Genomic DNA, 25,796 nt, shown 5'->3' with positions numbered 1-25,796 from the left:
CAAACCCGCGAACCGCCCTTCAGGACGACCAGGCCCAACCCGCTTGGAATCAGCGGCACTACCCCCAAAGCCTACCGGATCAACCAGAGTGCTTCGGACCGCTCCGGACCGTACCCGATCGCTCGGGCGAGTCCAGAACTCCCGACTCGCGGTCCCGATCACTCGAGACCCGACTGCGGGGCCGTCCGAACCTTACCGGATCAACCGGAGTGCTTCGGACCGTGCTTCTCAGCCCCGGGACCGGCCAACTTCGCTGGGTGATCTCTCACCGCCGCGGTGGCGTCCGTTCCTCCCTGTCGGGCTGACGAAGAGAACATTACATGGGCCCCCGGGGATCTCATAATCGGGTCCCTGACCGTCCGGCGGACGTGCACCCGCAGCCCTCTGACCTGCGCAGACGCCATCTTTCGGCGTCGCATCCGGGCCGTGCGACGTCGGTGTCAGGACACCCGGTCGATGACGATGGGCGGCAGGTCCGGGCGCGAGCCCTCCGGCGCGATGGTGAAGCCGCCCTCGAGAGCCTCGAGCGCGCGCTCGAACCGCTCCGGTTCGTCGGTGTGCAGCGTCATGAGCGGCTCGCCCCCGCGCACGGTCGCCCCGGGCTTGTGGTGCAGCTCGACGCCGGCGCCCGCCTGGACCGGGTCCTCCTTGCGCGCGCGCCCGGCGCCCAGGCGCCACGCGGCCACGCCGACCGCGAGCGCATCCAGCTGCACGAGCACCCCGTCGGCAGGGGCCAGCACGTGGTGGGTCTCCCTGGCCGTCGGCAGCTCGGCATCGGGGTCTCCCCCCTGCGCCCGGATCATCCGTCGCCAGACGTCCATGGCCCGACCGTCGGCGAGCACGTCCGCCGGGTCGACGTCGGAACGGCCCGCGCCGGCCACCATCTCGCGGGCCAGCGCCAGGGTGAGCTCGACGACGTCGCCGGGGCCCCCACCCGCCAGCACCTCGACGGACTCGCGCACCTCGAGCGCGTTGCCCGCCGTCAGCCCGAGCGGCGTCTCCATGTTGGTGAGCAGCGCCACCGTGCGCACGCCGGCGTCCGTGCCGAGGCGGACCATCGTCTCGGCGAGCTCCCGGGCCTGCCCGAGCTCCTTCATGAACGCGCCGGACCCGACCTTGACGTCGAGGACGAGCGACCCGGTGCCCTCGGCGATCTTCTTGCTCATGATCGACGTGGCGATCAGCGGCACGCAGGAGACGGTGCCGGTGACGTCGCGCAACGCATACAGCTTCTTGTCCGCGGGCGCGAGACCGGAGCCGGCGGCGCAGATCACGGCGCCGACGTCCTCGAGCTGGGTCATCATCTGCTCGTTCGTCACGTCGGCCCGCCACCCGGGGATCGACTCGAGCTTGTCGAGCGTGCCGCCCGTGTGCCCGAGACCGCGGCCCGAGAGCTGCGGGACCGCGACGCCGCACGCGGCCACGATCGGCGCCAACGGCAGGGTGATCTTGTCGCCCACTCCCCCCGTCGAGTGCTTGTCGCTCGTCGGGCGCGACAGCCCCGAGAAGTCGAGCCGCTCGCCCGAGCGGATCATCGCGTCGGCCCACCGGGCGATCTCGCGCGCGTTCATCCCGTTGAGGTAGATCGCCATCGCGAGGGCCGACATCTGCTCCTCGGCGACGGCGCCCCTCGTGTACGCGTCGATGACCCAGTCGATCTGGGCGTCGGACAGCTCGGCCCGGTCGCGCTTGGCGGAAATGACGTCTACGGCATCGAAGGCTTCACTCACGGGACCATCATGTCCCAGCGCCGCCGACGCCGGAGGCCGGCCGGGTCGGGACGGGTTCAGCCCTCGGCGTGACGGAGGTCCTCGGCCCCGAACGCCTGCGGCAGGACCGCCGACATCGGCAGCACGCCCTCCGGGGTCATGAGCAGGCACTCGGGCCCACCGTTCTCCCAGAGGAGCTGCCGGCAGCGCCCGCACGGCATGAGGGCCTGCCCGTCGCCGCCGACGCAGAAGACCGCCGTCAGGCGCCCGCCACCGGAGGCGTGAAGCTCGGACACCATGCCGCACTCGGCACAGAGAGCCACGCCGTAGGCGGCGTTCTCGACGTTGCACCCGGAGACGACGCGGCCGTCGTCGACGAGACCGGCGACCCCGACCCGGAACCTGGAGTACGGCGCGTACGCCCGCTCCATGAGCTCGACCGCGCGCAGGCGCAGCGACTCCCAGTCGACCGCGTCGACGGCTCCCGGGGACGGGCTCGACGTGTCGGCCACTAGTGTCCCTCACCCTTGCGGTAGATCTGCCCGTCGGCAGCCGGCATGCGCAGGCGTTGCGAGGCGAAGGCCAGCACGAGCAGCGTCGTGACGTACGGGAGCGTGCTCGACAGCTCCGGCGGCACGATGTCGGTCAGGGCGTACCAGGTGCCGACGACCGCGCCGACCACGATGCCGATGATGCCCTGGACCGTGCGGCCCTTGCGGAGGATCTGCCAGATGCCGATGCCGATGAGCAGGACGGCGAGCAGCAGGAGGAAGGCGTGCACCGTCGTGCCGCCACCGCGCAGCTGGGCCGCGTCGGTGTAGCCGAAGAGGACCGAGCCCGCCATCAGCCCGCCGGGGCGCCAGTTGCCGAAGATCATGGCGGCCAGACCGATGTAGCCGCGACCGCCCGTCTGTCCGTCACGGAAGACGTTGGCCGCCACGAGGGCGAGGAAGCCACCGCCGAGCCCTGCCAGGCCGCCCGAGACGAGGACGGCCACGAACTTGTAGCGCAGCACGTTGACGCCGAGCGACTCGGCCGCGACCGGGGACTCACCGACGGAGCGCAGGCGCAGACCGAAGGCCGAGCGCCAGAGGATGTAGGCGGTCGCGATGAACAGCAGGACGGCGAGGATCGTCACGACCGACACGTTGGTGCAGAAGGCACGGAGCACGCCGGCGAGGTCGGAGATGAAGAAGATGTGCTGCTGCTCGAGGTCACCGAGGGCGTCGGACAGACCCGGGATGCTGATCGTCGGCAGCTCCTCGAGCGGGGGCGACTGCGTCGGGCCGCCTCCGGGGAGGGTGCTGAAGAAGCGCACCGAGAGGTACTTCGCGAAGCCGAGCGCCACGATGTTGAGCGCGACACCGGAGACGATGTGGTCGACGCCGAACGTCACCGTGGCGATCGCGTGGATGAGCCCACCGACGGCACCACCGATGACGGCACCGACGAGACCCCACCAGGGGCCGAGGTGGTAGCCGAGGAAGCCGGCACCCCAGGTGCCGAGGATCATCATGCCCTCGAGCCCGATGTTGACGACGCCCGCTCGCTCGGACCAGAGACCGCCGAGACCGGCGAGGGCGATGGGAACCGCGAGGCCGAAGGCGGCGATGAGCAGCCCGGACGAGTCGACGTCGTTGGCGCCGGTGACGACGCGCAGGACGGAGAGGACCAGGACGGCGCCGAGGAAGACGCCGACCCACTGGAGCGGGCTCAGACGGAGCCGACGCGGGTTGGCCGTGACCTTCGCGGTGCCGGCGTCCAGACCGGTGACACTCATGCCGTCGCTCCTTCCGGGGTGGGGGCATCGGATCTCGTCGCGGCCAGCTCCCTCGCCACCCGCTGCTGCTCGAGGCGCACGTCGGCGCGACGGATCAGCTCGTAGGCGATGACGACGGCGAAGAGGATGACGCCCTGGATGATGAAGACGACCTCGGAGGCGACCCCGGCCCGGATCTGCAGCGCGTTGCTCTGCACGTCGAGGAAGGACCACAGCAGCGCCGCGGCCGCGATGCCGAGGGGGTGGTTGCGACCGAGCAGCGCGATGCCGATGCCGGCGAAACCGAGCCCGGCCTGGAAGGTCGTGCCGTAGCTGTGGTCCTGGCCGAAGAGGAGCGGCATGCCGATGAGGCCGGCCAGCGCGCCCGAGGCGATCATCGTCGTGACGATCATCCGGGGCACCTTGACGCCGCTGGCGATCGCCGCGCTCTCGGAGCGGCCGGTCGCGCGCAGGTCGAAGCCGAAGCGGGTCTTGTTGATGACGAACCAGTAGAGCGCGCCGACGAGGACCGCGAGCAGGATGAGCGTGTAGACCTTGTTCGTCGCGCCCGGGATGAGGCCGAGGCCCGATAGCTGGGACGACTCGGGGATGGGCTTGGTCGAGATCGTGTTGCTGCCCTGCTGCTTGACCGCGACCTTGAGAAGCAGCCACTGGACGACGCCGGTCGCGATGGCGTTGAGCATGATCGTGCTGATCACCTCGGAGATGCCGCGCCGGATCTTGAGGTAGGCGGCGATGCTCGCCCAGAAGCCGCCGGCGACCATCGCGACGACGATCGTCAGCAGGACGTTGAGCGGACCGGGGAACCAGGCCTGACCGGCGAACGCCGCCCCGGCGAAGACGGCGACGCGGTACTGCCCGTCGACGCCGATGTTGAACAGGTTCATCCGGAAGCCGACCGCGACGGCGACGGCCGAGAGGTAGTAGACGGTGGCACCGTTGACGATCTGGACGAGCTGTCGCGGCTTGGGCCAGCTGAGGATCGTCTGCCAGACCTCCACGACGGGGTCGCCGAGGAGCAGCAGGATCGCCGAGGTCACGAGGAACGCGACGACGAGGGCGAGCAGGGGCGCAGCGACGGCGAGGAGGAGCTTGCGGGGGCTGAAGGTGCTCATCGGGTCTCCTCCGCGCTGCCAGCAGCTCCGGTCATGGCCGCACCGAGGTCCTCGGCAGTGACGGTGTCGGGGTCGAAGGTGCCGGTGAGCCGACCCCGAAGGATCACCTCGATGGTGTCGGAGAGGCCGATCAGCTCCTCGAGGTCGGCCGAGATGAGCAGCACGGCGAGGCCGTCGCGGCGGGCCTGGCGGATGATGTCCCAGATGCTCGACTGCGCGCCGACGTCGACGCCACGGGTCGGGTGCGCGGCGACGAGCACCTTCGGCTGGTGGCTCATCTCGCGGCCGACGATGAGCTTCTGCTGGTTGCCGCCGGAGAGCGAACCCGCCTTGACGTTGATCGACGGCGTGCGGACGTCGTACTCCTTGACGATCCGCTCGGTGTCGGCCTTCGCGCCCGCGGCGTTGATGATGAAGCCCCGGACGTTCGGCTCCTCCGTCTGGTGACCGAGGATGCGGTTCTCCCACAGCGGGGCCTCGAGCAGCAGGGCGTGCCGCTGCCGGTCCTCGGGGATGTAGGCGACACCCGCCTCGCGGATCTCGCGCGTGCGCCAGTCGGAGATGTCCGTGTCGCCGAGGAAGACGAGGCCCGACGTGGGCTCGCGCATCCCCATGATGACCTCGACGAGCTCGGCCTGGCCGTTGCCCTCGACGCCGGCGATACCCAGGACCTCGCCCGCGTGGATCGTCAGCGAGATGCCGTCGAGCACGTTGCGGCTGTCACCGGCACCGGAGAGCACGATGTCCTCGATGCGCAGGACGACTCGGTCGGTGACCGTGGACTCCTCGGTCTGCGGGGTCGGCAGCTCCGCACCGACCATGAGCTCGGCGAGCTGGCGCGCGTTGACCGACGACGGGTCGACCGTGTCGACGGTCGTGCCGCGCCGGATCACCGTGATCGAGTCGGCGACCGAGAGCACCTCGTCGAGCTTGTGGGAGATGAACAGGACCGTCAGGCCCTCCGACTTGAGCTCGCGGAGGTTGTCGAAGAGCTCGTCGACCTCCTGCGGCACGAGGACGGCCGTCGGCTCGTCGAGGATGATGATCTTGGCGCCGCGGTAGAGCACCTTGAGGATCTCGATGCGCTGGCGCGCGCCGACCCCGAGGTCGGCGACGAGCGCGTCGGGCTCGATGTCGAGACCGTAGTCGTCGGAGATGCGACGGATCTCGGCGCGCGCGCCCTCACCGATGCCGTGCAGCTTCTCCGCACCGAGCACGACGTTCTCGAGGACCGTGAAGTTGTCGGCGAGCTGGAAGTGCTGGAACACCATGCCGATGCCCTCGGCGATGGCGTCGGAGGGAGAGTGCAGGTGCACCTCGTGGCCGTCGATCGAGATGGTGCCCTCGTCGGGGCGCTGGACGCCGTAGAGGATCTTCATCAGCGTCGACTTGCCGGCGCCGTTCTCACCGACGATCGCGTGGACCGTGCCCTTGCGGACCTTGAAGCCGATGTCCTTGTTGGCCACGACTCCCGGGAAGCGCTTGGTGATGCCTTCCAGCTCGACTGCGTAGTCGGCCCCAGCGGGGGCGGCCGGTCGCTCGGGTGCGGATGCAGTGATGGCGACAACTCCTCGTCCGGGCCCGGAGTTCGGGCTCCGGGCAGCAAGTGGTCAGGGCACCGGGCCGGCCGTCACGGACCGACCCCGGGTCCGGTCGGACCGACCGGCGGTGCGTGGGGACGGACACGGCCCGCGACGACGCTACCGCGCCGCACGGGCCGTGTCTCCCCATCAGGGTGTGGTGCAGAAGGTGGTGCTGGGTGTGGCTGACTACGGCTTGGTCGGGACCGTGATCTCGCCGGAGATGATCTTCGCCTTGTAGCCGTCGAGCTGGCTCTTGATGTCGTCGACCTTGCCACCGGTGGTCGCGTAGTCGACACCGTTGGCCTTGAGGTCGAAGACCTTGTTGCCCGTGATGTCGGTGCCCGCGGAGGCCGCCTTGAGGAACTCGTACACCGCGACGTCGACCTTCTTGATCATCGAGGTGAGGATGACGTCACGCACGTCCGGCGTGGCCGTCAGCGCCTGGTCGGAGTCGACACCGATGGCGAGCTTGCCGGCAGCCTTGGCAGCCGTGAAGACACCGCTGCCCGAGCCGCCCGCAGCGTGGTAGACCACGTCGGCGCCGCCCTGGTAGAGGCCCTCGGCGGCCGTCTTGCCCTTGGCCGGGTCGTTGAAGCCCGAGAAGTCCGGCGGCTGCGAGAGGTACTGGCTCTTGACGACGATCGACGGCTTGGCCGCCTTCGCGCCGGCGACGTAGCCCGCCTCGAACTTCTTGATGAGGTCGACACCGACACCACCGACGAAGCCGACCGTGTTGGTCTTGGACTTGAGGGCGGCGGCCGCGCCGACGAGGAAGGAGCCCTGCTCCTCGGCGAAGGTCAGCTGGGCGACGTTGGGGCCGGCGGAGTCGGGGGACGCGTCGTCGATGATGGCGAACTTGACGTCGGGGTTGGCCTTGGCGACCGTGCCGATGGCCTTGGCGTAGGCGAAGCCGACACCGATGACATGCGTCGCACCCGCGTCGATGAACTGCTGCAGACGCTCCTCGGTGGCAGCCTCGCTCTCACCGTTGACCTGCGTGGCCTCCTTGAACTCGACACCGAGGTCGGCCTTCGCCTTGTCGAGGCCCACGGCCGCCGAGGCGTTGAAGGACTGGTCACCACGACCGCCGACGCCGTAGGCGATGCCGACGACGATCTTCTTGCCGGTGGCCTGCGTGCCGGTGCCGGCGGAGGTGTTGCTGCCCGCGGGCGTGTTGTCGCTGCTGCTGCCGCAGGCCGCGAGGCCCAGCGCGGCGGCGACGACAACGGCCGCGACCTTGGTTGCGTGACGCAAGAGGTGCTCCTTAGATTCCGCGGGGCCGACGACGACATCGGCCCAGATAGCACGGAACTGTAGACCCCGGCACGACAAGATCTGAACGGCTCGGGGCAAGTCGCAGGAAGTGTTACCGATCCGCGACCGCGCTCAGAGGAGAGACGCCTCCGAGGGCCGGTGTGCCGGCCAGCCGGGCCGCCGCGGCGAACACGACACCGGCCAGCGTCCGGGCCCCGACGTCGATCGCGCCCTCGTCGACGACGAGGTCGCCGCGGTGCAGGTCGTAGGTCGGGCCACCCGGCGAGCGGATCCCGAGCCGGGCCATGGCGCCGGGCACGTGCGTGAGGTACCACGCGAAGTCCTCGCCCCCGAGGGACTGCGGCGTCGGGGCGACGAACGAGCCGGTTCCGGTCACCGCCGCCGTGAGCGCGTCGATGCAACCCGCGTCGTTGACGACCGGGGGCACCCCCTTGGTGATCAGCACGTCGGCCTGGACGGCATACGGCTTGACGACCTCGTGGACGACGGCCTCGAGCAGGCGCTCGACGCCCTCCCAGATGCCGGCGTCGAGCATGCGGAGCGTGCCGCCGACCTTGCCGGACGACGGGATGACGTTGTGCGCGCCACCGGAGTGGATCGAGCCCCACACCAGGGCGGCGCCTGCGCGGGGGTCGAGCCGTCGCGAGAGCACCGCCGGCACGTCGGTGACGACCTTCGCGAGCGCGTACGTCAGGTCCTGGGTGAGGTGCGGGCGCGACGTGTGGCCGCCCCGTCCGGACAGCGTGACCTCGACCTGGTCCGCGGCGGCCGTGATGGCGCCGATGCGCAGGCCCACCTGGCCGACGTCGAGGTTGGGGTCGCAGTGCAGGGCGAAGATCCGGTCGACCCCGACGAGGCCGTCCTGGGCGACGACGTCCTCGGCCCCGCCCGGCATCAGCTCCTCGGCCGGCTGGAAGACCAGCCGGGCGCCGACCCCCGCGGCGACGAGCCGCTCCTCGACCGCCTTGAGCGCGAGAGCCGCACCGATGAGCGCCGTGGTGTGGACGTCGTGACCGCACGAGTGGCTCACGCCGTCGGTCCGCGACGCGAAGTCGAGCCCGGTCTGCTCACGGATCGGGAGGGCGTCGATGTCGGCCCGCAGCGCGATCCGGTGGGAGGGGTTCGGGGCGCCGAGGTCGGCGACGAGCCCCGTGCCGCGCAGCCGGCGGACGCCGATGCCGGCCCGCTCGAGACACTCGGCGACGAGGGCCGTGGTGCGCACCTCGCCGCGTCCGAGCTCCGGGTGCGTGTGCAGGTCGCGGCGGATCGCGACCAGCTCCGCGGCGTGCTGCTCGACGGTTCGGGCGATGGCCTCGAAGGGCAGCGAAGCGGAGCGGTCGGTCACGAGCACGAGAGTCTAGCGAGAGGATGGGGGGCGACCCCCGCAGGGTGGGTCGCCGCGGCCGGTCGGACGATGGATGGAGAGGTCACGCGTGGAGTCGGAGGCACCCACCGGGACGCCCCTGGGACCGGAGGCCGTCCGTCACGTCGTCGGGCTCGTCGACCGGGCGCTGCCCTTCACGACCGTGACGTGCCGTCCCTCCCCCGCGACCGTCTGGAACGCCGACGTCGTGGCCCACGTGCGGGCCGGCGCGGACCCCCTCGCACCATGGCGCTCGGCGCTGCACACGCAGATGGAAAGACGCAACGCCGCCACCGTGCGGCCGCACGTGCCCGCCGCGTTCGTGCTCCAGTGGTGGTGCGAGGTGGCGGCCACCCCGATCGCGTATGCCGCCGCGCTCGGTCCCTGGCTGCTCGTCCCGTCGCCCACCGGGCTCGGTCTCGAGCTCGCGCCGGCGCTCAACCCGTTCCGGGTCGTCGTCGCCCCGGAGCGGACGTCGCTGGAGGTGGACGACGACCCGGCGCGACGTCTGGGACGCGGCCACGCCGCATACCTCGCGCTCGTCTCGGAGGTCGTGACGGCATACGCCCCCGACGTGCGGATGGGCTCGCGGCAGCGGTGGGGCGTCGTCGAGGACATGTGGGACACGGCCGTGCGGCTCGCGCGCGGTGCGGCGGGCGAGAGCGTCGGGGCGGAGCCGACCCGGGTGTCGTGCTGCTTCATCTACGCGATCCCGGGGATGCGCGAGTGCGCGGCGTGCCCCCGCAGCGGTCGGGGGTACGTCGGCGTCCCGGGCCGGCAGAACTAGGGTGTCGGCCATGCCGCAGCACCTGCCGGAGTCCGACCTGCTCGTCGTCCACGAGGAGGTGCGCGAGGCCCTCGATGCCGGGGTCGGTGTCGTCGCCCTCGAGAGCACGATCCTCGCCCACGGCCTCCCCCACCCCGACAACATCGAGATCGGCGGGCAGATCGAGGGAGCGGTGCGCGCCGGAGGGTCCGTGCCAGCGACCATCGCCGTGCTCGACGGTGTCGTACACATCGGCCTCGGTGACGCCGAGGTCGAACGCGTGTGCACCGACCGCGACATCGCCAAGCTCTCGGTCAGGGACGTGGGTGTCGCTGCGGCACTGGGTCTTTCGGGCGCGACGACGGTGGCGTCGACCTCGGCGCTGGCGCACCTCGCGGGTATCCGCGTGTTCGCGACGGGGGGCCTCGGTGGCGTGCACCGCGGTGCGTCAGAGACCTTCGACGTCTCCGCCGACCTCGGGGTCATCGCGTCCACACCGGTGCTCGTCGTGTGCGCCGGCGTCAAGTCGATCCTCGACGTGGCCGGGACGCTCGAGACCCTCGAGACCCTGTCGGTGCCGGTGCTCGGCTACCGGACCGACGCGTTCCCCGGCTTCTACCTGTCCGACTCCGGACAGCCCGTGCCGTGGCGCGTCGAGTCGGCGGCCGAGGCGGCCCGGGTCGTCGTCGCGCGCAGCCGTCTCGGCACCGACACCGCCGGGGTCGTCCTCGCCAACCCGCTGCCCGCCGACCGCCAGGTCGAGCGAGGGCTGCACGACCGGCTCGTCGAGGAAGGACTGGCGCTGCTCGAACGTGAGGGCGTGCACGGCAAGGAGGTCACGCCGCGGCTCCTCGAGTACTTCCACGACCACTCCGGCGGCGAGTCGCTCCGCGCCAACGTCGAGCTCGTCCTGTCCAACGCGCGGCTCGCCGGTGAGGTGGCGGCTGAGGTCGCCACGCAGTCGGCTGGGACTACCGGCGGTGCTGGCGGTGCTGGCGGTGCCGGCGGTGCCGGCGGTGCCGGCGGTGCCGGCGCCCCGGCCTCGGGCGCATGAGGACCCGGCCGGTCGTCGTCGTCGGTGACGTCGGGCTCGACGTCATCACCCGCCCCTCCGGTGACATCCGGTGGCACTCCGACACGCCCTCCGCCGTCGCCCTCGTGCCCGGCGGTGCCGGGGGCAACTCCGCGTCGTGGCTGGCCGGCCTCGGCGCCGAGGTGACCCTCGTGGCCCGCGTCGGCGCCGACGCCGCAGGCGCGACGTGTCGGAGCGAGCTCGAGTCCGCCGGCGTGACCTGCGCGTTCGCCGTCGACCCGACGCTGCCGACGTGCATGGTCGTCATCCTGCTCGACGCGCACGGCGACCGGACGATGTTCCCCGACCGCGGCGCCAACAAGGCCTTCTCGGTGGCCGACGTCGACCTGGCCGCGCTCGGTCTGCCCGCCGACCCTCGGCCGCACCTGCACCTCTCGGGCTACGTGCTCTTCGACGCCGGGTCGCGCGCCGCCGGCCTCGAGTCGCTCCGCCAGGCGCGCTCGCTCGGGTGGACGACGTCGGTCGACCCGCAGTCACCGGCACTCATCGAGCGCGAGGGCATCGAGACCTTCCTGTCGTGGGTCTCGGGCGTGGACCTGCTGCTGCCCAACGAGAACGAGGTCGCCGCCCTGGGTGGGCTGGCGTCGATCCTCGACCACACGAACGAGGTCGTCGCGACGTACGGCGCCGCCGGAGCCCGATGGGTCGGCGCCGCCGGAGTCGACGAGTCGGCCGAGGCGCCGGTCGTCGAGAACGTCGACGCCACCGGGTGCGGCGACGCCTTCAACGCGGGGCTCCTCTCCGCGTGGCTGGGCGGCGAGGACCGGTCGAGCGCCCTGCGCGCCGGGGTCAGCGCCGGCAGCGCCGCGGCGGCCCGCGTCGGAGCGCGACCGAGCTAGACGGCATACGCCATCGTGCGTGCCCGCGGCACAACGGGCCGACCGGCCGGGTCGAACGGGGGTGAGGCCGCGGACGACGCGTTGCCGGCGCTCGTTCCGGCCGACCGGCTCCTGTGGAGGACGCCGGCGAGTGCCGGACTCCCCGGGGCACGATCGGCTGATGCGCGCAGTCACCGCCCTGGTCCGGCTCGGAGGCACCGCCACGCGACGACAGCTGCGCCTCGCCGTGCACTGGCGGCACATCGACGCAGCGCTCGAGGCGGGTCTCGTCGTGCGGACCTCGCACGGCCACTACTGCCTCGCCGGAACGGATGCCGCCCGCGCGGCAGCGCACCGGCTCAGCGGCGCGGCGTCGCACACGACCGCCGCACAGCACTGGGGCTGGAAGGTACGGCTGCCGTCGGCAGAGCCACACGTGACGGTCCGGTCCAAGCGCAGCCTGCGGCCCGGCGCCTCCGACGGGGTCCTCGTGCACTGGCGCGACCTCGATCCCGACGACGTCACCGAGGGCTGGGTGACCACTCCGGTGCGAACGGTCATCGACTGCTGCCTCGACCTCCCGTTCGCCGACGCCTTGTCCGTGGCCGACTCCGCGCGCCGTGCCGGGATGCGCTCGTCGGACGTGCTCGCCCGGAGCGACTGGCTGCTCCAGCGGCAGCGCCACCGGGTTGCGCGGGTAATCGCGGCCTCCGACGCGCGGGCGACCGGCCCGTTCGAGTCGTGCCTGCGGGCCGTCGCGCTGCAGGTGGCCGGACTCGTCGTCGAGCCGCAGACGCGGATCCGCTACGACGACTTCGATGCGCGGGTCGACCTCGCGGACGAGGCGCTGCGGATCGTCCTCGAGGCTGACAGTCACGAGTTCCACACCGAGCGTCGAGCCTTCGACCGGGACTGCCGCCGCTACAACGGCCTCGTCACCCGAGACTGGCTCGTACTCCGATTCACCTGGGAGCAGGTGATGTTCGAGCCCGAGGTCGTGCGGCGTGCCATCGAGGACGTCGTCGCACTGCGTCGTTCTCAGGGCAGGCGTCGCCTCCGGACGGGTCGGGTAACCGGAACGAAGTCCGGAAAGGCGTCGTGATGCGGCTTCCCGGACCTCGATCCGGCCGGTCGGCCCGTTGGCCGGGCCGGGACGGGTGGGACGGGCTCAGCGGACGGGCCGACGGCATACGACGGGCGTATACAGCCTGGCTCAGAAGGTCTCTCGGGGCTGGTAGACGCCCCACACCTCACGCAGCGCGTGCGCGACCTCGCCCCCGGTGGCGCGCGCGGCGAGCGCCTCCTTCATGGGGTAGAGCAGGTTGTCGGTGCCGAGAGCCGCGTCCTGGAGGCGGCTCAGGGCCGACTTCACGGCGTCGTCGTCGCGGTCGGCGCGCAGGGCCTCGAGGCGCGCCCGCTGGTTGGCCTCGATCGTCGGGTCGACACGGAGCGGCTCGTAGTGGTCCTCCTGGTCGAGGACGAAGCGGTTGACGCCGACGACGGTGCGCTCGCCGTTGTCGATCTCGAGCTGCACGCGGTAGGCCGAGCGCTCGATCTCGCCCTTCTGGAAGCCCTGCTCGATGGCCGCGACGGCGCCGCCCTTGTCCTCGACGGCCTGGATGAGGGCCAGGGCGGCCGTCTCGATCTCGTCGGTCATCGACTCGACGACGTACGAACCCGCAAACGGGTCAACGGTCTTCGTCACATCGGTCTCGTAGGCGATGACCTGCTGCGTGCGCAGCGCGAGGCGCGCGGCCTTCTCGGTCGGCAGGGCGATGGCCTCGTCGAAGGAGTTGGTGTGCAGGGACTGCGTGCCGCCGAGCACCGCGCCGAGACCCTGGAGCGCCACGCGGACCAGGTTGACCTCGGGCTGCTGCGCGGTGAGCTGCACACCGGCGGTCTGCGTGTGGAAGCGCAGCATCATCGACTTCGGGCTCTGGGCGCCGAACTCCTCCTTCATGATTCGCGCCCAGATGCGGCGGGCGGCTCGGAACTTCGCCACCTCCTCGATGAGGGTCGTGCGCGCGACGAAGAAGAACGAGAGGCGGGGCGCGAAGTCGTCGACGTGCAGGCCCGCGGCCTGGGCGGCGCGGACGTACTCGACGGCGTTGGCGATGGTGAAGGCGATCTCCTGCACGGGCGTCGCCCCGGCCTCGGCCATGTGGTAGCCGGAGATGGAGATCGTGTTCCAGCGCGGCATCTCCTTGTGGCAGTAAGCGAAGATGTCGGCGATGAGGCGCAGGGACTCGCGCGGCGGGTAGATGTAGGTGCCGCGGGCGATGTACTCCTTGAGCACGTCGTTCTGGATCGTGCCGGTCAGCTGGTCACCCGCGACGCCCTGCTCCTCCGCGACGAGCTGGTAGAGCAGGAGCAACGTCGAGCCGGGCGCGTTGATCGTCATCGACGTCGAGATCTTGTCGAGCGGCAGGCCGTCGAAGAGCGTGCGCATGTCGTCGAGGCTGTCGACGGCCACGCCGACCTTGCCGACCTCGCCGTGCGCGATGGCCTCGTCGGAGTCGTAGCCCATCTGCGTCGGGAGGTCGAAGGCGACGGAGAGGCCACCGGTGCCGGCCTTGACGAGCTGGTGGTAGCGCTGGTTGCTCTCCTTGGCGGTGCCGAAGCCGGCATACTGGCGCATCGTCCACGGACGACCGGTGTACATCGACGGGTAGACGCCGCGCGTGAACGGGTAGCGGCCGGGCGCGCCGAGCTTGCTGTCGGCGTCGAAGCCGTCGAGGGCCGACGCGTCGTAGACGGGCTCGATGGGCAGGTCGGACTCGGAGCGCGCACCAGTGCTGTCAGCCATGCTGCCGAGCGTATCGGCGTGACGGTCCCCCACTGCCGACCGGCGGGCGAACGTTGCCGATCTCACGTCACCGAGGGCGTATGCCGTGAGCCCGGGTCGCGACAGCCTGTGGCCTCTCGACGGGGCCAGACGGCAGATTGTGGCCTTTCGACGGTTGAGGGGTCAGGCGTCGACGGGCCAGCTGCGGGTGATCTCGGCCTTGTGGGCGGCCCACTCCCCCTCGAGCTCGCCGAGCCGGTCGGCGAGGAACTCGAGGAACGCGACCGACAGCTGCAGGCGCCGGCCGGCCTCGGTGTCGAGGCCACCGACGGCGGGCACACCCGCGCGCAGGCTCGTCTCGATCTGGGACAGCATCCGGTCGCGGGAGAGCATGGCTCCGTGCCACGCGTCGGCCTGCACGACGTAGACGTCGCGGCGCGACCCGCGCTCGCGCTCCTTGCCGATCATGTAGGTCTGGGTCAGGTAGCGCACGGCCCCGGACACGGCGGCCGGGCTCACGTCGAGCGACTCGGTCAGCTCCGCCGCGGTCATCCGGCCGTCGTCGTCGGCGAGCAGCTGGGCGAAGACGCGGGAGGCCAGACGCGGCATACCGGCGTCGGTGAGGGTGTCGCCGAGGCGCTCGACGTAGGCGGAGACCGCCCGCTCGTCCCGAGCAGCCCGCTGTCGCACCACCGTCACCACTCCTCCTCCGTCGCCTGCGTCGACCCTAACCCAGCTCTCATAGCATTCAGTAAACAGTGAAAGTTGTGTATTGTCGATCCATGACCTCCGCCATCCAGGTCCACGACCTGCGCAAGACCTTCGGTCACACGGTCGCCCTCGACGGGCTCGACCTCGACGTGGCCACCGGTGAGATCCACGGCTTCCTCGGCCCCAACGGCGCCGGCAAGTCGACGACGATCCGCATCCTGCTCGGCCTGCTCCGCGCGGACGGCGGCAGCGCCACGCTGCTCGGGGGCGACCCCTGGAACGAGGTGGAGTCGCTGCACCGCCGCCTCGCCTACGTCCCCGGCGACGTCGCCCTCTGGCCCAACCTCACCGGTGGCGAGGTCATCGACATCCTCTCCCGGCTGCGCGGGGGCGTCGACGAGAAGCGCCGAGCCTCGATGATCGAGCGTTTCGACCTCGACCCGACCAAGAAGGGCCGCTCCTACTCGAAGGGCAACCGTCAGAAGGTCGCCCTCGTCGCGGCCCTCTCGTCCGACGTCGAGCTGCTGCTCCTCGACGAGCCGACCTCGGGCCTCGACCCGCTCATGGAGGCGGTGTTCCGGGACGTCGTCCACGAGTTCCGGGAGGCCGGTGGCACGGTGCTCCTCTCGAGCCACATCCTCTCCGAGGTGGAGCAGGTGTGCGACCGCGTCAGCATCATCCGTGCCGGCGTCAACGTCGAGTCGGGCACGCTGACCGACCTGCGCCACCTGGGCCGGACGACGGTCCGGGCCACGCTCGCCCACCCCGTCGACCCTTCGACCCTCTCGGGGATCCCGGGAGTGGCCGATGTCGTCGTGACCGGGGACCGCGTGACGTGCACCGTCGGCGGCGACGACCTCGGACGACTCCTCGAGGTGCTGGGCGCCCACGGCATCACGGCCCTCACGAGCGCGCCGCCGACGCTCGAGGAGCTGTTCATGGACCAGTACCGCACGACCACGACGGCGACATCATGACCACGCTGGTCGCTCCCGCCCGCCCGGTCAGCATCGGCCTGACCGGGACGACCTCGCTGCTGCGCCTCGCGGCCCGCCGCGACCGGGTGCTCGTGCCGGTCAGCGCGTTCGGGCTCGCCGCCTTCGTCGCGCTGTCGGCCCAGGCGACTTTCGCCCTCTTCCCCGACCTGAAGTCGGCGCTGGCGTCGATGGCGTCGACGCTCGCCAACCCGGCGCTCGTCGCGATGTACGGGCCGATCTCGAGCCTCGGCATCGACTCCATCGCGACGCTCAAGTCGGTGCTCCTCGGGGGCGTCTTCCTCGCGCTGCTCGCCTACGTCGTCGTGCGGCGCCACACGAGGACCGAGGAGGAGGCCGGACGTCTCGAGCTGCTCGGTGCCGGCGTCGTCGGTCGCCGGGCCGCGCTGACGGCGGCCGTGCTGCTCGGCACGTCCGCCGTGCTGCTCACCGTCGTCCTCACCGTCGTCTGGTCGGTCGCCGTCGGCCTCGACCCCGCCGGCTCGGTCGCCCTCGGCGTCTCCTGGCTCGTCATGGGCCTGTCGTGGGTGGGCGTCACGGCCGTCGCCGCCCAGCTGACGTCGAGCACCCGCGGGACGGCGGCGTGGTCGCTCGGTGCCCTGGCCGTCGCGTTCCTCGTGCGCGCCGTGGGCGACACCGCCGCCGACGACAGCCCGGCGCGGTTCCTGTCCTGGCTGTCGCCGCTCGGCTGGGGCGTCAAGGTGTCGCCCTACGGAGCGAACCGCTTCTGGGTGGTCGTGCTCGGCCTCCTGCTCTACGTCGTCCTCGTGGCAGCCGCGTACCTGCTCCTCGAGCGCCGCGACCTCGGGTCCGGCGTGCTGCCGAGCCGCGCCGGCCACGAACGCAGCACCATCGGCACCGCGGGTGCCCTCACTCGTCGGCTCGCCCGCGGCACGCTCCTCGGCTGGGTCATCGCGTACGTCATCCTCGGCCTCGTCCTCGGGTCGATCGCCGGCAGCATCGAGACGTTCGTCGACTCGCCCGAGGTCGCCGACATGCTGCGGTCCATGGGCGGCGACGCCGGCTCCATCACCGACATCTACTTCGCCACGGAGCTGCACTTCGCGGCCGTCGGCGCCTCGGCCCTCGCGATCGCCCTCGTCACGCGGATGCACACCGAAGAGACGACGAACCGCCTCGAGGCCCTCCTCGCCACCCCGGTCCGGCGCGTCAGCTGGGCGCTCGGGCACGTCGCGCTCGCGGTCGTCGCGTCGGCCGTCGTCATGGTCGTCAGCACCACCGTGGCCGGACTCGTGCACGGAGCCGACGCGGGCGACGTCGGCGGGACGGTCGCACGCCTCACCGGAGCCGCGCTCTCGACCCTGCCGGCGGTGTGGGTCGTGATGGCCTGTGCGCTCCTGCTCTACGGCGCACTGCCCCGCTTCACCGGCCTGGCCTGGGCCGCGCTCATCGTCTTCCTCCTGCTCGGCGAGTTCGGCGACCTGCTCGACCTGCCGCAGTGGCTCGTCGACCTCTCACCGTTCACGCACCTGCCGGCGCTGCCGGGCGGCACGTTCGAGTGGGCGCCCCTCGTCGCGCTCACGGTCGTCGCCGCCGCACTGGGCGCAGTGGGCGTCGCGGCGCTGCGGCGTCGCGACATCGGCTGACCTCACCAACGGGTTCGGGCATCGCCGGACGGGTCGGTACGGTGTCCCCCATGACAGGCATCCCCGGCTTCTGGGCCGTGATCCCCGCCGGCGGCTCGGGCACCCGGCTGTGGCCCATCTCCCGGCGCAGCTCGCCGAAGTTCCTGCACGACCTGACGGGGTCGGGACAGTCGCTGCTGCGGGCGACGTGGGACCGCCTCGAGCCCCTCGTCGACGACCGGATCCTCGTGGTCACCGGGGTCGCCCACGAGGAGGCGGTGCGCCGCCAGCTGCCCATGCTCGGCTACGACGCCGTCATCGGGGAGCCCTCGCCGCGCGACTCCATGCCGGCCATCGGGCTCGCCGCTGCCGTCCTCGAGCGACGCGACCCCGAGGCCGTGCTCGGCTCCTTCGCGGCGGACCACGTCATCACCGAGCCGGACAACTTCCAGCGCGCCGTCGCCGAGGCCGTCGTCCTCGCCCGGCGCGGAGAGCTCGTGACGATCGGCATCGAGCCGACCGAGCCGGCCACCGGCTTCGGCTACATCCGGCTCGGTGCGCCACTCGACGTCGAGGGCGCGCCGAGCGCCCACCGGGTCGACGAGTTCGTCGAGAAGCCCGACCTCGAGACCGCGACGCGCTACCTCGAGAGCGGGGAGTACCGCTGGAACGCAGGCATGTTCGTCGTCGGCGCGACCACCCTGCTCGAGCTGCTGGCCGAGAACCACGTCGAGATGGTCGACCACCTGCGCACCATCGCCGGGGACCCCCGCCGGATGCGCGACCTCTGGCCGTCCCTGCGCAAGATCGCCATCGACCACGCGGTCGCCGAGCCCGCGGCAGCCGCAGGCCGCGTCGCGGTCGTGCCCGCGGCCCTCGGCTGGGACGACGTGGGCGACTTCAACTCGCTCACCAAGCTCGTCGCCGAGTCGACCGAGCTCCCCGGCATCACCGCGATCGGCCCGGTGGACGACATCATCAGCATCGACTCGACGGCCACCGTGGCCGCGGGCGGGCGTCTCGTCGCGCTCATCGGGGTCGACGACCTCGTCGTCATCGACACCCAGGACGCCCTGCTCATCACCCGACCCGACCGCGCCCAGGAGGTCAAGAAGGTCGTCGAGACCCTGACCGCCCGGGGTCGCACCGACCTCGTCTGAGCCGGGGCGAGCCGTGACGAGCGCCCCGGACACGTCCGTCACGAAGCCGGCTGCGGCGCCGGCCCCGGGGCGCAGCCCGACCGCCTCGGCGACGGCCCGCATCGCGACCGTCGGGGCCGTCGTCCTCGCCTGGGCCGTCACGCTGCCGCGGCTGGTGCCGAGCACCTTCGGCGACCACGGCACCTACGTCTCGGTCGCCGAGCGCCTCCTCGCCGGCGACCGCCTGTACGTCGACGTCTGGGACAACAAGGACCCGCTCTTCTACTACGCCCTCGCCATCGGCGGGCTCGTGTCCCCGCTCGCCGATGTCGTCCTCGAGGTGCTCTGGGTGCTGGGCGCCGGCGTGTCGGTGCTCGTCCTCGCCCGTGCGGCCGGGGCGAGGCGCGGCCTCGCGCTCGTGGCGGGTCTCGGCGCGACACCCCTGCTGCTCACGGGCCCGGCGTACGAGAGCGGGATGACCCACCTCCCCGGCCTCGCCCTGCTCCTCGCCGCCGTCGCGTGCGCGGTGCGCTCGCGCTGGGTCGTGGCCGGGGTGCTCGTCGGCCTGCTGCTGTTGACCAAGCTCATCCTCGCCCCGGTGGTCGCCGGGGCGCTCCTCGTCGTCGCCCTCCACCGTCGGTCGACGGGCGGACCGAGGGGGCTGGCCCGAGCCGTCGTCGGTGCGGTCGCCCTGCTCGCGGTCGGGATCGGCGCGATGTGGCTGCGCGGCGAGCTGCCCGGCTGGCTCGAGAACTTCCGGCTCAACGCGGACTACGCCGAGGGTGAGCTCGCGGCCTCCCAGTACGGCCCCGTCATCGGTCACCTCCTGCGCGCCTTCCCCGAGGACGGTCGCGGCGCCGGCATGGTCACGGTGGCCACGCTCGTCGTCGTGCTGCTCGCGATCCCGCGCTCGTGGCGACCCCGCGCGTCGGACACCGCGTCGCCCGTGCCCGACACGGCCCCCGACGGGACGCCCGACACCGCGCCCGACACCGCGCCCGACGCCGCCGGGCAGACCATCTCCCCCGCGGTCCTCTGGGACCTCGTCGTCGTCTCGCTGGCCCTCGGGCTCGTCGTCATCGCGGCCACCGCCACCTGGCCCCACCACGCCCAGACACTCTCCGGCCCGGGCGGGTTCGCGGTCGCGCTCGTCGCCGCGCGCCTCTCCGACCGGGTCACGCACTGGCGTGCCGTCGCCGTGCTGCTGCTGACCGGCTACCTCACGGCGGGGGCGCTCCACCCCTACTTCACCCTCACGGCCGCCCGCTCCGTCCCGGCGAACCTGCAGCTGCTCCAGCGCGACTCGCCGGACAGCGTCGTCCTCGACGCCCTGCCGCAGGTGCGCACCTACGCCCGTGCGGGCTCGAACGACGCCACCGCGCACGCGGTCGGGCTGGGTCACCTGCAGCTCGTCTGCCCCCGCTTCCACCAGTACTCGCTCGAGCCGGACGCGATCCTCGACCTGACAGCCGACTGCCTGCCGCGGGCAGACGCCGTCATCGTCGACGACACCGTGCGTCCCGAGGCCGGCGAGTCCGGCTGGAACGCCTACGTCGCGCGCGTCCGCGCCCTCGTGGCCACGGGCTACGACTGCGTGCGCACCACGGGGTCGCAGGTCTGCGTCCGCCGCGCCGGCTGAGACCGGCACGCCTGGCCGGGCCGCCGTGCCGCGCCCACCGATCCGGCCGAACCCGCACCACGATCCCGACCGCGGGACGATGGTGGTGGCATGAGCTCGATGCTGCCCGAGGAGGGCGAACACCTCACCACCGGCTGGGAGGACGACCTCGCACCGGCCGACTCGCTCGTGCGCCAGGCCGTCCTCGCGCACGTCTCCTGGGCGCGCGCCCTGACCACGGCCGCCCGCGGCGCGTTCTCCGAGGGCCCGACCTGGTGCGCCGGACACGGCGGCGGCGCCTCGGCACTGCTCAACTGGGCCATCGTCACGAGCCCACCTCGCGACTGGGAGCAGACCGTGGGACAGCTCTGGGCGGCATACCCCGAGGGCGTGTCCTCCATCGTCATCAGCCCGTTCCCGACGCCCGACCTCACCGCCCACGGGCTGGCGCTCGTCGGGCACCCGCCGCTCATGTTCCGACCCACGTCGACCGTCACCCCGGCGCCGTCGAGCTCGCTCGACGTCCGCGAGGCCACGACCGAGCAGCACCTGCAGGACGCGGAGCGGGTGCTCGTCGAGGGCTACCCCATGCCGGACATGGCGGACCTGCCGCCGGGGGACTTCTACCGGCCGGACGTCGTCGTCGGGCCGACGCGGGTCTTCGTCGGTTACGACGGCGACACCCCGGTCGCGACGGCCGCGGCCCACTCGGCTGCCGGCGTCACCGTCGTCGAGAACGTCGCGGTGCTCGCCACGGCCCGTGGCCAGGGCGCCGGCGCCGCGCTCACGTGGGCGGCGACGACGGCGTGGCCCGACCAGGGCGCCGTCCTCATTGCGAGCGACGACGGCCAGCCCGTCTACGAGCGGCTCGGCTACCTGCGCATCGAGCGCTGGACCTGCTGGCTGCGCCCCTGACGCACCCACCCGACGTCTAGCGTCAGGCTGGATCAGCTCAGGCGGTCCGCGTCAACGGGCCAGCCAGCTCAGCCAACGGGCGCTGGCACTCCTGTGGCTCGCACACGAAGGTCCACCAACGCTCGACCTCGCCGGGCGACGACGGGCTTCGGTCTGTCCGCCTCGGCGAGCTGCTCACGGTAGAGCGTGCCCCGTCGGCCCGACGGGTCGCCGACTTCGTCGGGAACCCCGACGAAGACACCGCGGCCGGAGGCGGGCTCGTGGCGCTCATCGGCGTCGACGACCTCGTCGTCGTCGACACCCAGGACGCCCTCCTCAGCACGGCGCCCGAGCGTGCCAAGCAGGACGAGCAGATCCTCGAGACCCTGACCGCCCAAGGACGCCTGGACCTCACCTGAACGTCGGCGCTCGGCGTAGCGTCAAGGGTGGCCACCCCCCCATCGAGAGGAGCCCCCCATGGAGGGCCTGCGCAGCAGCGAGTGGTACGGATCGGAAGACCGCAACGGCTACCTCCACCGAGCGTGGATGCGTCGTGGGGTGCCCTCGAACGCCCTGTCGGGAGAGCGACCGCAGATCGCGATTGCCAACACCGCCTCGGACCTCACGCCGTGCAACCTGCACCTCGACGAGGTCGCCGAGTCGGTCAAGCACGGGGTGTACGAGGCGGGCGGGATCCCCCTGAACCTGCCGGTCGTGTCCTTGGGCGAGACGCTCGTGCGGCCCACCGCGATGCTGTGGCGCAACATGGCCGCGATGGCCATGGAGGAGATGTTCCGCGCCAACCCGATCGACGGCCTCGTGCTGCTCGGCGGCTGTGACAAGACGATCCCCGCGCTGCTCATGGCCGCCGCCTCCGTCGGCATCCCGGCCGTCGTCGTCCCGGGCGGACCGATGCTCAACGGGACCTTCCGCGGCCGGCCGCTCGGGTGCGGGACCGATGTGTGGAGACTGAGCGAGGAGGTGCGCGCCGGGAACCTGTCGCAGGAGTCCTTCCTCCGCAGCGAGTCCTCGATGATCCGCAGCAAGGGTCACTGCAACACGATGGGGACCGCCTCGACGATGGCCGTCATGGCGGAGGCGCTCGGCACGACGCTCCCGGGCCTCGCCGGGACCCCCGCGGCCGACGCCCGGCTGCTGGAAGGGGCGCACGAGTCTGGCCGGCTCGCCGTCGAGCTGGTGCAGGAGGGTCGCACGATCGGCGACGTCGTCACCGCGGGGTCGTTCACCAACGCCATCGTCGCCCTCGCCGCCGTCGGTGGCTCGACCAACGCTGTCGTCCACCTCCTGGCAATCGCCGGCCGACTCGGCATCGAGCTCAGCCTGGATGACTTCGACAGGGTTGGTGCCGCCGTGCCGCTGCTCGTCAACCTCCAGCCCGCCGGCGAGTTCCTCATGGAGGACCTGTTTCGGGCCGGGGGGCTGCTCGCCGTCCTCGCTCAGGTGCGCGACCTGCTCGATCCGACGCCCATCACCGTCACCGGCCGGCCGCTCGTCGACTACCTCACCGACGCGCCGGTCTGGGACGAGACGGTCATCACGCCCCGCGACCGCCCCCTGCTGCCCGATGCCGGGATCGCGGTCCTGCGTGGCAACTTGGCTCCGCGCGGCGCCATCGTCAAGCCTGCCGCGGCGTCGCCGCACCTGCTGCGCCACCGCGGACCCGCCGTCGTCTTCGACTCGGTCGAGGACCTGCACGCCCGGATCGACTCCCCCGACCTCGAGGTCACCGCCGGCTCGGTGCTCGTGCTGCGGGGCTGCGGGCCGATGGGCTACCCCGGTATGCCGGAGGTGGCGAACCTGCCCCTGCCGCAGCGGCTGCTGCAGGAGGGGGTCCGTGACATGGTGCGGATCTGCGACGGACGGATGAGCGGGACGGCATACGGGACCGTCGTGCTCCACGTCGCGCCCGAGGCAGCCGCGGGTGGACTCCTGGCCCTCGTCCAGGACGGCGACATCATCGAGCTCGACGTCGCGAACCGGACCCTTCACCTCGACGTCCCCGAGGAGGAGATCGCCCGTCGCAGACCCCCCCAGACGCTCGTCGACGGGTTCGCCGCCCCCCGACGCGGCTGGGAACGGCTCTACGTCGACCACGTCCAGCAGGCCGACACCGGCGCGGACCTCGACTTCCTAGTCGGCGCCACCGGCCCGGGGGTGGCCCGTGAGTCCCACTGACCCCGTCATCGGCTCGGTGCGGCGCGTCGCGACGGCGGACGGACCACGCTGGCTGGTCCGCTCGGAGGACGGAGACCGGCTGCTCGACGGCAGCCTCAGCGACCTGCTCGCGCTGCCGCTCGACGATGCCCGCGCCACGGTCGAGGCGGCACCGTTCACCGACCTCGCCGGGCCGGTCCTCGCGCCCGTCGACGGCCAGGAGGTCTGGGCGGCCGGTGTCACCTACGCGCGCAGTCGCGACGAGCGGATGGCCGAGTCAGCGAGCGCCTCGGTCTACGACGAGGTGTATGCGGCGGAGCGGCCCGAGCTCTTCTTCAAGGCGCCCGGGTGGCGCGTGGTGGGCCCGGGTGACCACGTCGGCATCCGGGCCGACTCTGGCTGGGACGTCCCCGAGCCGGAGCTGGCCCTGGTCTTCACGCGCGACGGTGAGCTCTTCGGCTACGTCCCCGCCAACGACGTCAGCAGCCGGTCCATCGAGGGTGAGAACCCCCTCTACCTGCCGCAGGCCAAGGTCTACGACGGCGCGTGCGCCCTCGGCCCGGCCATCGTGCCGGTATGGGTCGCGCACGAGCCGTTTGCCATCGACCTCACCATCGAGCGCGGTGGTGAGGTCGCGTTCCACGGCGCGACCGACACGAGGCAGCTGACCCGAACGTCGGCGGACCTCGGGGCGTGGCTCACCGCGGCCACGTCCTTCCCGGACGGCGTCGTCCTGCTGACCGGCACCGGGATCGTCCCGGATGAGACCTTCACGCTGCGGGCCGACGACATCGTGACCGTCACCATCGACGGTCTGGGTGCCCTGACCAACCCGGTCCGGGTCGTCGGGCGGGACCTACGTGACCACGGAGGAACACGATGAGGACCCCCCACGAGCCCGAGACGCCCACCCCCGCCGGAGCCGCGGCGCAGCTCGGCGGGCTCCTCGACGTCGCGACGTCGGCGGCCCCCGTCCTCGCGGCGTCGGCGCCAGAGCAACGGGCCGGCTGGCTCCGGGCCGTGGCGCACCGTCTCGAAGCCGGGGCGACCAACCTCGTCCCGCTGGCGCAGCAGGAGACCCACCTGCCCGAGGCACGGCTGTCCAGCGAGCTGGCGCGGACGTGTTTCCAGCTGCGGCTGCTGGCCGACGAGATCACGCTCGGTTCCTACCTTCGCGCGACCATCGACCACGCCGACCCCGGCTGGGGCATGGGACCCCGACCCGACCTGCGACGGATGATGCGCCCGCTGGGGCCGGTCGCGGTGTGGGCGGCGAGCAACTTCCCGTTCGCGTTCAGCGTCGCCGGGGGCGACACGGCGTCCGCGCTGGCCGCCGGCTGTCCCGTCGTGCTCGTCGCCCACCCCGGCCACCCCCGGCTGTCCGCGGCGACGGGCGAGCTCGTAGGCGACGCGCTGTCGGGCGCCGGGGCCCCGGCCGGTGTGTTCGCCATGACCGAGGGGGTCGAGACCGGCAGGGCGCTGATTCGTGACCCTCGCATCACTGCCGGCGCGTTCACCGGCTCGATCAGCGGCGGCCGTGCACTGTTCGACCTCGCCGTCTCCCGGCCGGTGCCCATCCCGTTCTACGGTGAGCTCGGCAGCGTGAACCCCGCCTTCGTGACCCGCGGCGCATCGGAGCGCCGCCCGGTGGACGTCGCCGATGGCTTCGTGGCCTCGATGACCCTGGGGGCAGGACAGTTCTGCACGAAGCCGGGGCTGTTGGTCGTTCCGCGCGGATCGGCTGTCGTCGACCTCGTCGGCGAGCGGGTTGCGAAGGTCAGCGGGGCCCCGCTGCTGAACGAGCGGATCCGCCTGGGGTATGCCGCGTCGCTGGACTCGCTGGCCCGGCGTGACGGCGTCGAGGTTGCTGCCGGGAGGATGCCCTCCGCCGATGACCCCTCCGACGCCCCGGCGCCGACCCTGCTGCGCTCGACCGCGGCGGCGCTTCTGGCCGACGCCCGGCTGGGGGAGGAGGTCTTCGGACCGGCCGCCCTCGTCGTGGAGTACGACGACGAGGGCGAGCTCCTCGCCGTCGCCTCGGGTCTGGCCGGGCAGCTGACCGCGACGGTCTGCGGTGATCCGCAGGACGCACTGGTGGGGACGCTGCTGACCACCCTGGCCGGACGCGCCGGGCGGGTCCTGCTCAACGACTGGCCGACCGGGGTGTCCGTCACCTACGCCCAGCAGCACGGTGGGCCCTACCCGGCGACGACCGCGGTGGGCACCACCTCGGTGGGGATGGCAGCCATCGACCGGTTCGTCCGGCCGGTCGCCTACCAGGGTGTCCCCGAGCCGCTCCTTCCCCCCGCGCTCCGCGACGCCAATCCCTGGGGCGTCCCGCAGCGCATCAACGGACGACTGGGCTGACCTGCCAGGGCGCGAGCCCGGGGG

Annotated in this window: 22 protein-coding genes; 13 read left to right on the top strand and 9 right to left on the bottom strand. The window is 72.1% G+C overall.

Annotation, left to right across the window (positions count from 1 at the left end):
- Positions 1 to 440 precede the first annotated feature (440 nt).
- The 7 genes from ASD90_RS21570 to ASD90_RS21540 form a co-directional block, all read right to left on the bottom strand.
- Positions 441 to 1,730: a thymidine phosphorylase gene (locus tag ASD90_RS21570; RefSeq protein ID WP_056761098.1), complete on the bottom strand. Its 1,290-nt coding sequence runs from the start codon at positions 1,728 to 1,730 to the stop codon at positions 441 to 443.
- 56 nt (positions 1,731 to 1,786) lie between these two features.
- The gene (locus ASD90_RS21565; protein ID WP_082588952.1) at positions 1,787 to 2,221 is read right to left on the bottom strand and encodes a cytidine deaminase; all 435 of its coding nucleotides are present in this window, start codon (positions 2,219 to 2,221) and stop codon (positions 1,787 to 1,789) included.
- Positions 2,221 to 3,489 carry an ABC transporter permease gene (locus ASD90_RS21560; protein ID WP_056761095.1) on the bottom strand — a complete coding sequence of 423 codons (1,269 nt, stop codon included), beginning with the start codon at positions 3,487 to 3,489 and terminating at the stop codon, positions 2,221 to 2,223. The genes ASD90_RS21565 and ASD90_RS21560 overlap by 1 nt, the downstream gene beginning before the upstream one ends.
- Complete coding sequence (locus ASD90_RS21555; protein ID WP_056761092.1) at positions 3,486 to 4,604, bottom strand: ABC transporter permease; 1,119 nt, start codon at positions 4,602 to 4,604, stop codon at positions 3,486 to 3,488. Before ASD90_RS21555 ends, ASD90_RS21560 begins: the two co-directional genes overlap by 4 nt.
- A complete protein-coding gene (locus ASD90_RS21550) occupies positions 4,601 to 6,070 on the bottom strand; it encodes an ABC transporter ATP-binding protein (protein ID WP_056761089.1) in 1,470 nt (489 codons plus the stop codon). Before ASD90_RS21550 ends, ASD90_RS21555 begins: the two co-directional genes overlap by 4 nt.
- 303 nt (positions 6,071 to 6,373) lie before the next feature.
- Complete coding sequence (locus tag ASD90_RS21545; RefSeq protein ID WP_056761086.1) at positions 6,374 to 7,441, bottom strand: BMP family protein; 1,068 nt, start codon at positions 7,439 to 7,441, stop codon at positions 6,374 to 6,376.
- 112 nt (positions 7,442 to 7,553) lie between these two features.
- Entirely contained in the window at positions 7,554 to 8,813 is a 1,260-nt protein-coding gene (locus ASD90_RS21540) for an amidohydrolase (protein WP_056761084.1), read from the bottom strand.
- An 82-nt stretch (positions 8,814 to 8,895) separates the two neighbouring features.
- Between ASD90_RS21540 and ASD90_RS21535 the strand changes: the two genes are divergently transcribed.
- The 4 genes from ASD90_RS21535 to ASD90_RS21520 all read left to right on the top strand — a co-directional run bounded on the left by ASD90_RS21535 (position 8,896) and on the right by ASD90_RS21520 (position 12,604).
- On the top strand, positions 8,896 to 9,612 hold the full coding sequence (locus ASD90_RS21535) for a (2Fe-2S)-binding protein (RefSeq protein WP_056761080.1): 717 nt from the start codon (positions 8,896 to 8,898) through the stop codon (positions 9,610 to 9,612).
- 10 nt (positions 9,613 to 9,622) lie between these two features.
- Positions 9,623 to 10,645: a pseudouridine-5'-phosphate glycosidase gene (locus tag ASD90_RS21530; RefSeq protein ID WP_235506861.1), complete on the top strand. Its 1,023-nt coding sequence runs from the start codon at positions 9,623 to 9,625 to the stop codon at positions 10,643 to 10,645.
- The gene (locus ASD90_RS21525; protein ID WP_056761077.1) at positions 10,642 to 11,523 is read left to right on the top strand and encodes a carbohydrate kinase family protein; all 882 of its coding nucleotides are present in this window, start codon (positions 10,642 to 10,644) and stop codon (positions 11,521 to 11,523) included. Before ASD90_RS21530 ends, ASD90_RS21525 begins: the two co-directional genes overlap by 4 nt.
- Positions 11,524 to 11,683: 160 nt before the next feature.
- Complete coding sequence (locus ASD90_RS21520; protein ID WP_056761074.1) at positions 11,684 to 12,604, top strand: DUF559 domain-containing protein; 921 nt, start codon at positions 11,684 to 11,686, stop codon at positions 12,602 to 12,604.
- 111 nt (positions 12,605 to 12,715) lie between these two features.
- Here the strand turns inward: ASD90_RS21520 and ASD90_RS21515 are convergent, their stop codons facing one another.
- Together ASD90_RS21515 and ASD90_RS21510 are read right to left on the bottom strand one after the other, a co-directional pair.
- On the bottom strand, positions 12,716 to 14,308 hold the full coding sequence (locus tag ASD90_RS21515; protein ID WP_056761201.1) for a methylmalonyl-CoA mutase: 1,593 nt from the start codon (positions 14,306 to 14,308) through the stop codon (positions 12,716 to 12,718).
- Between the two features lie 162 nt (positions 14,309 to 14,470).
- Complete coding sequence (locus ASD90_RS21510; protein WP_235506859.1) at positions 14,471 to 14,986, bottom strand: GbsR/MarR family transcriptional regulator; 516 nt, start codon at positions 14,984 to 14,986, stop codon at positions 14,471 to 14,473.
- An 83-nt stretch (positions 14,987 to 15,069) separates the two neighbouring features.
- Here ASD90_RS21510 and ASD90_RS21505 point away from each other — a divergent pair, with 83 nt between their 5' ends.
- The 9 genes from ASD90_RS21505 (at position 15,070) to ASD90_RS21470 (ending at position 25,772) form a co-directional block, all read left to right on the top strand.
- Entirely contained in the window at positions 15,070 to 15,975 is a 906-nt protein-coding gene (locus tag ASD90_RS21505; protein ID WP_056761071.1) for an ABC transporter ATP-binding protein, read from the top strand.
- Positions 15,972 to 17,600: an ABC transporter permease gene (locus tag ASD90_RS21500; protein ID WP_056761068.1), complete on the top strand. Its 1,629-nt coding sequence runs from the start codon at positions 15,972 to 15,974 to the stop codon at positions 17,598 to 17,600. Before ASD90_RS21505 ends, ASD90_RS21500 begins: the two co-directional genes overlap by 4 nt.
- 50 nt (positions 17,601 to 17,650) lie before the next feature.
- Complete coding sequence (locus tag ASD90_RS21495; protein ID WP_056761065.1) at positions 17,651 to 18,739, top strand: mannose-1-phosphate guanylyltransferase; 1,089 nt, start codon at positions 17,651 to 17,653, stop codon at positions 18,737 to 18,739.
- A gap of 13 nt (positions 18,740 to 18,752) precedes the next feature.
- Complete coding sequence (locus ASD90_RS21490; RefSeq protein ID WP_056761061.1) at positions 18,753 to 20,357, top strand: DUF2029 domain-containing protein; 1,605 nt, start codon at positions 18,753 to 18,755, stop codon at positions 20,355 to 20,357.
- A gap of 90 nt (positions 20,358 to 20,447) precedes the next feature.
- On the top strand, positions 20,448 to 21,251 hold the full coding sequence (locus tag ASD90_RS21485; protein ID WP_056761058.1) for a GNAT family N-acetyltransferase: 804 nt from the start codon (positions 20,448 to 20,450) through the stop codon (positions 21,249 to 21,251).
- A gap of 260 nt (positions 21,252 to 21,511) precedes the next feature.
- Positions 21,512 to 21,649, top strand: coding sequence for a hypothetical protein (locus ASD90_RS23670; RefSeq protein ID WP_157623247.1), 138 nt, complete (start codon positions 21,512 to 21,514; stop codon positions 21,647 to 21,649).
- Positions 21,650 to 21,707: 58 nt separating this feature from the next.
- Positions 21,708 to 23,426: an IlvD/Edd family dehydratase gene (locus ASD90_RS21480; RefSeq protein WP_056761055.1), complete on the top strand. Its 1,719-nt coding sequence runs from the start codon at positions 21,708 to 21,710 to the stop codon at positions 23,424 to 23,426.
- The gene (locus ASD90_RS21475; RefSeq protein ID WP_157623246.1) at positions 23,413 to 24,288 is read left to right on the top strand and encodes a fumarylacetoacetate hydrolase family protein; all 876 of its coding nucleotides are present in this window, start codon (positions 23,413 to 23,415) and stop codon (positions 24,286 to 24,288) included. Before ASD90_RS21480 ends, ASD90_RS21475 begins: the two co-directional genes overlap by 14 nt.
- A complete protein-coding gene (locus ASD90_RS21470; RefSeq protein ID WP_056761050.1) occupies positions 24,285 to 25,772 on the top strand; it encodes an aldehyde dehydrogenase (NADP(+)) in 1,488 nt (495 codons plus the stop codon). Before ASD90_RS21475 ends, ASD90_RS21470 begins: the two co-directional genes overlap by 4 nt.
- The last annotated feature ends 24 nt before the right edge of the window (positions 25,773 to 25,796 follow it).

Source organism: Terrabacter sp. Root181, assembly GCF_001428505.1.
Classification (GTDB): Bacteria; Actinomycetota; Actinomycetes; order Actinomycetales; family Dermatophilaceae; genus Terrabacter.
This window is presented reverse-complemented; position numbering and strand designations above follow the sequence as displayed.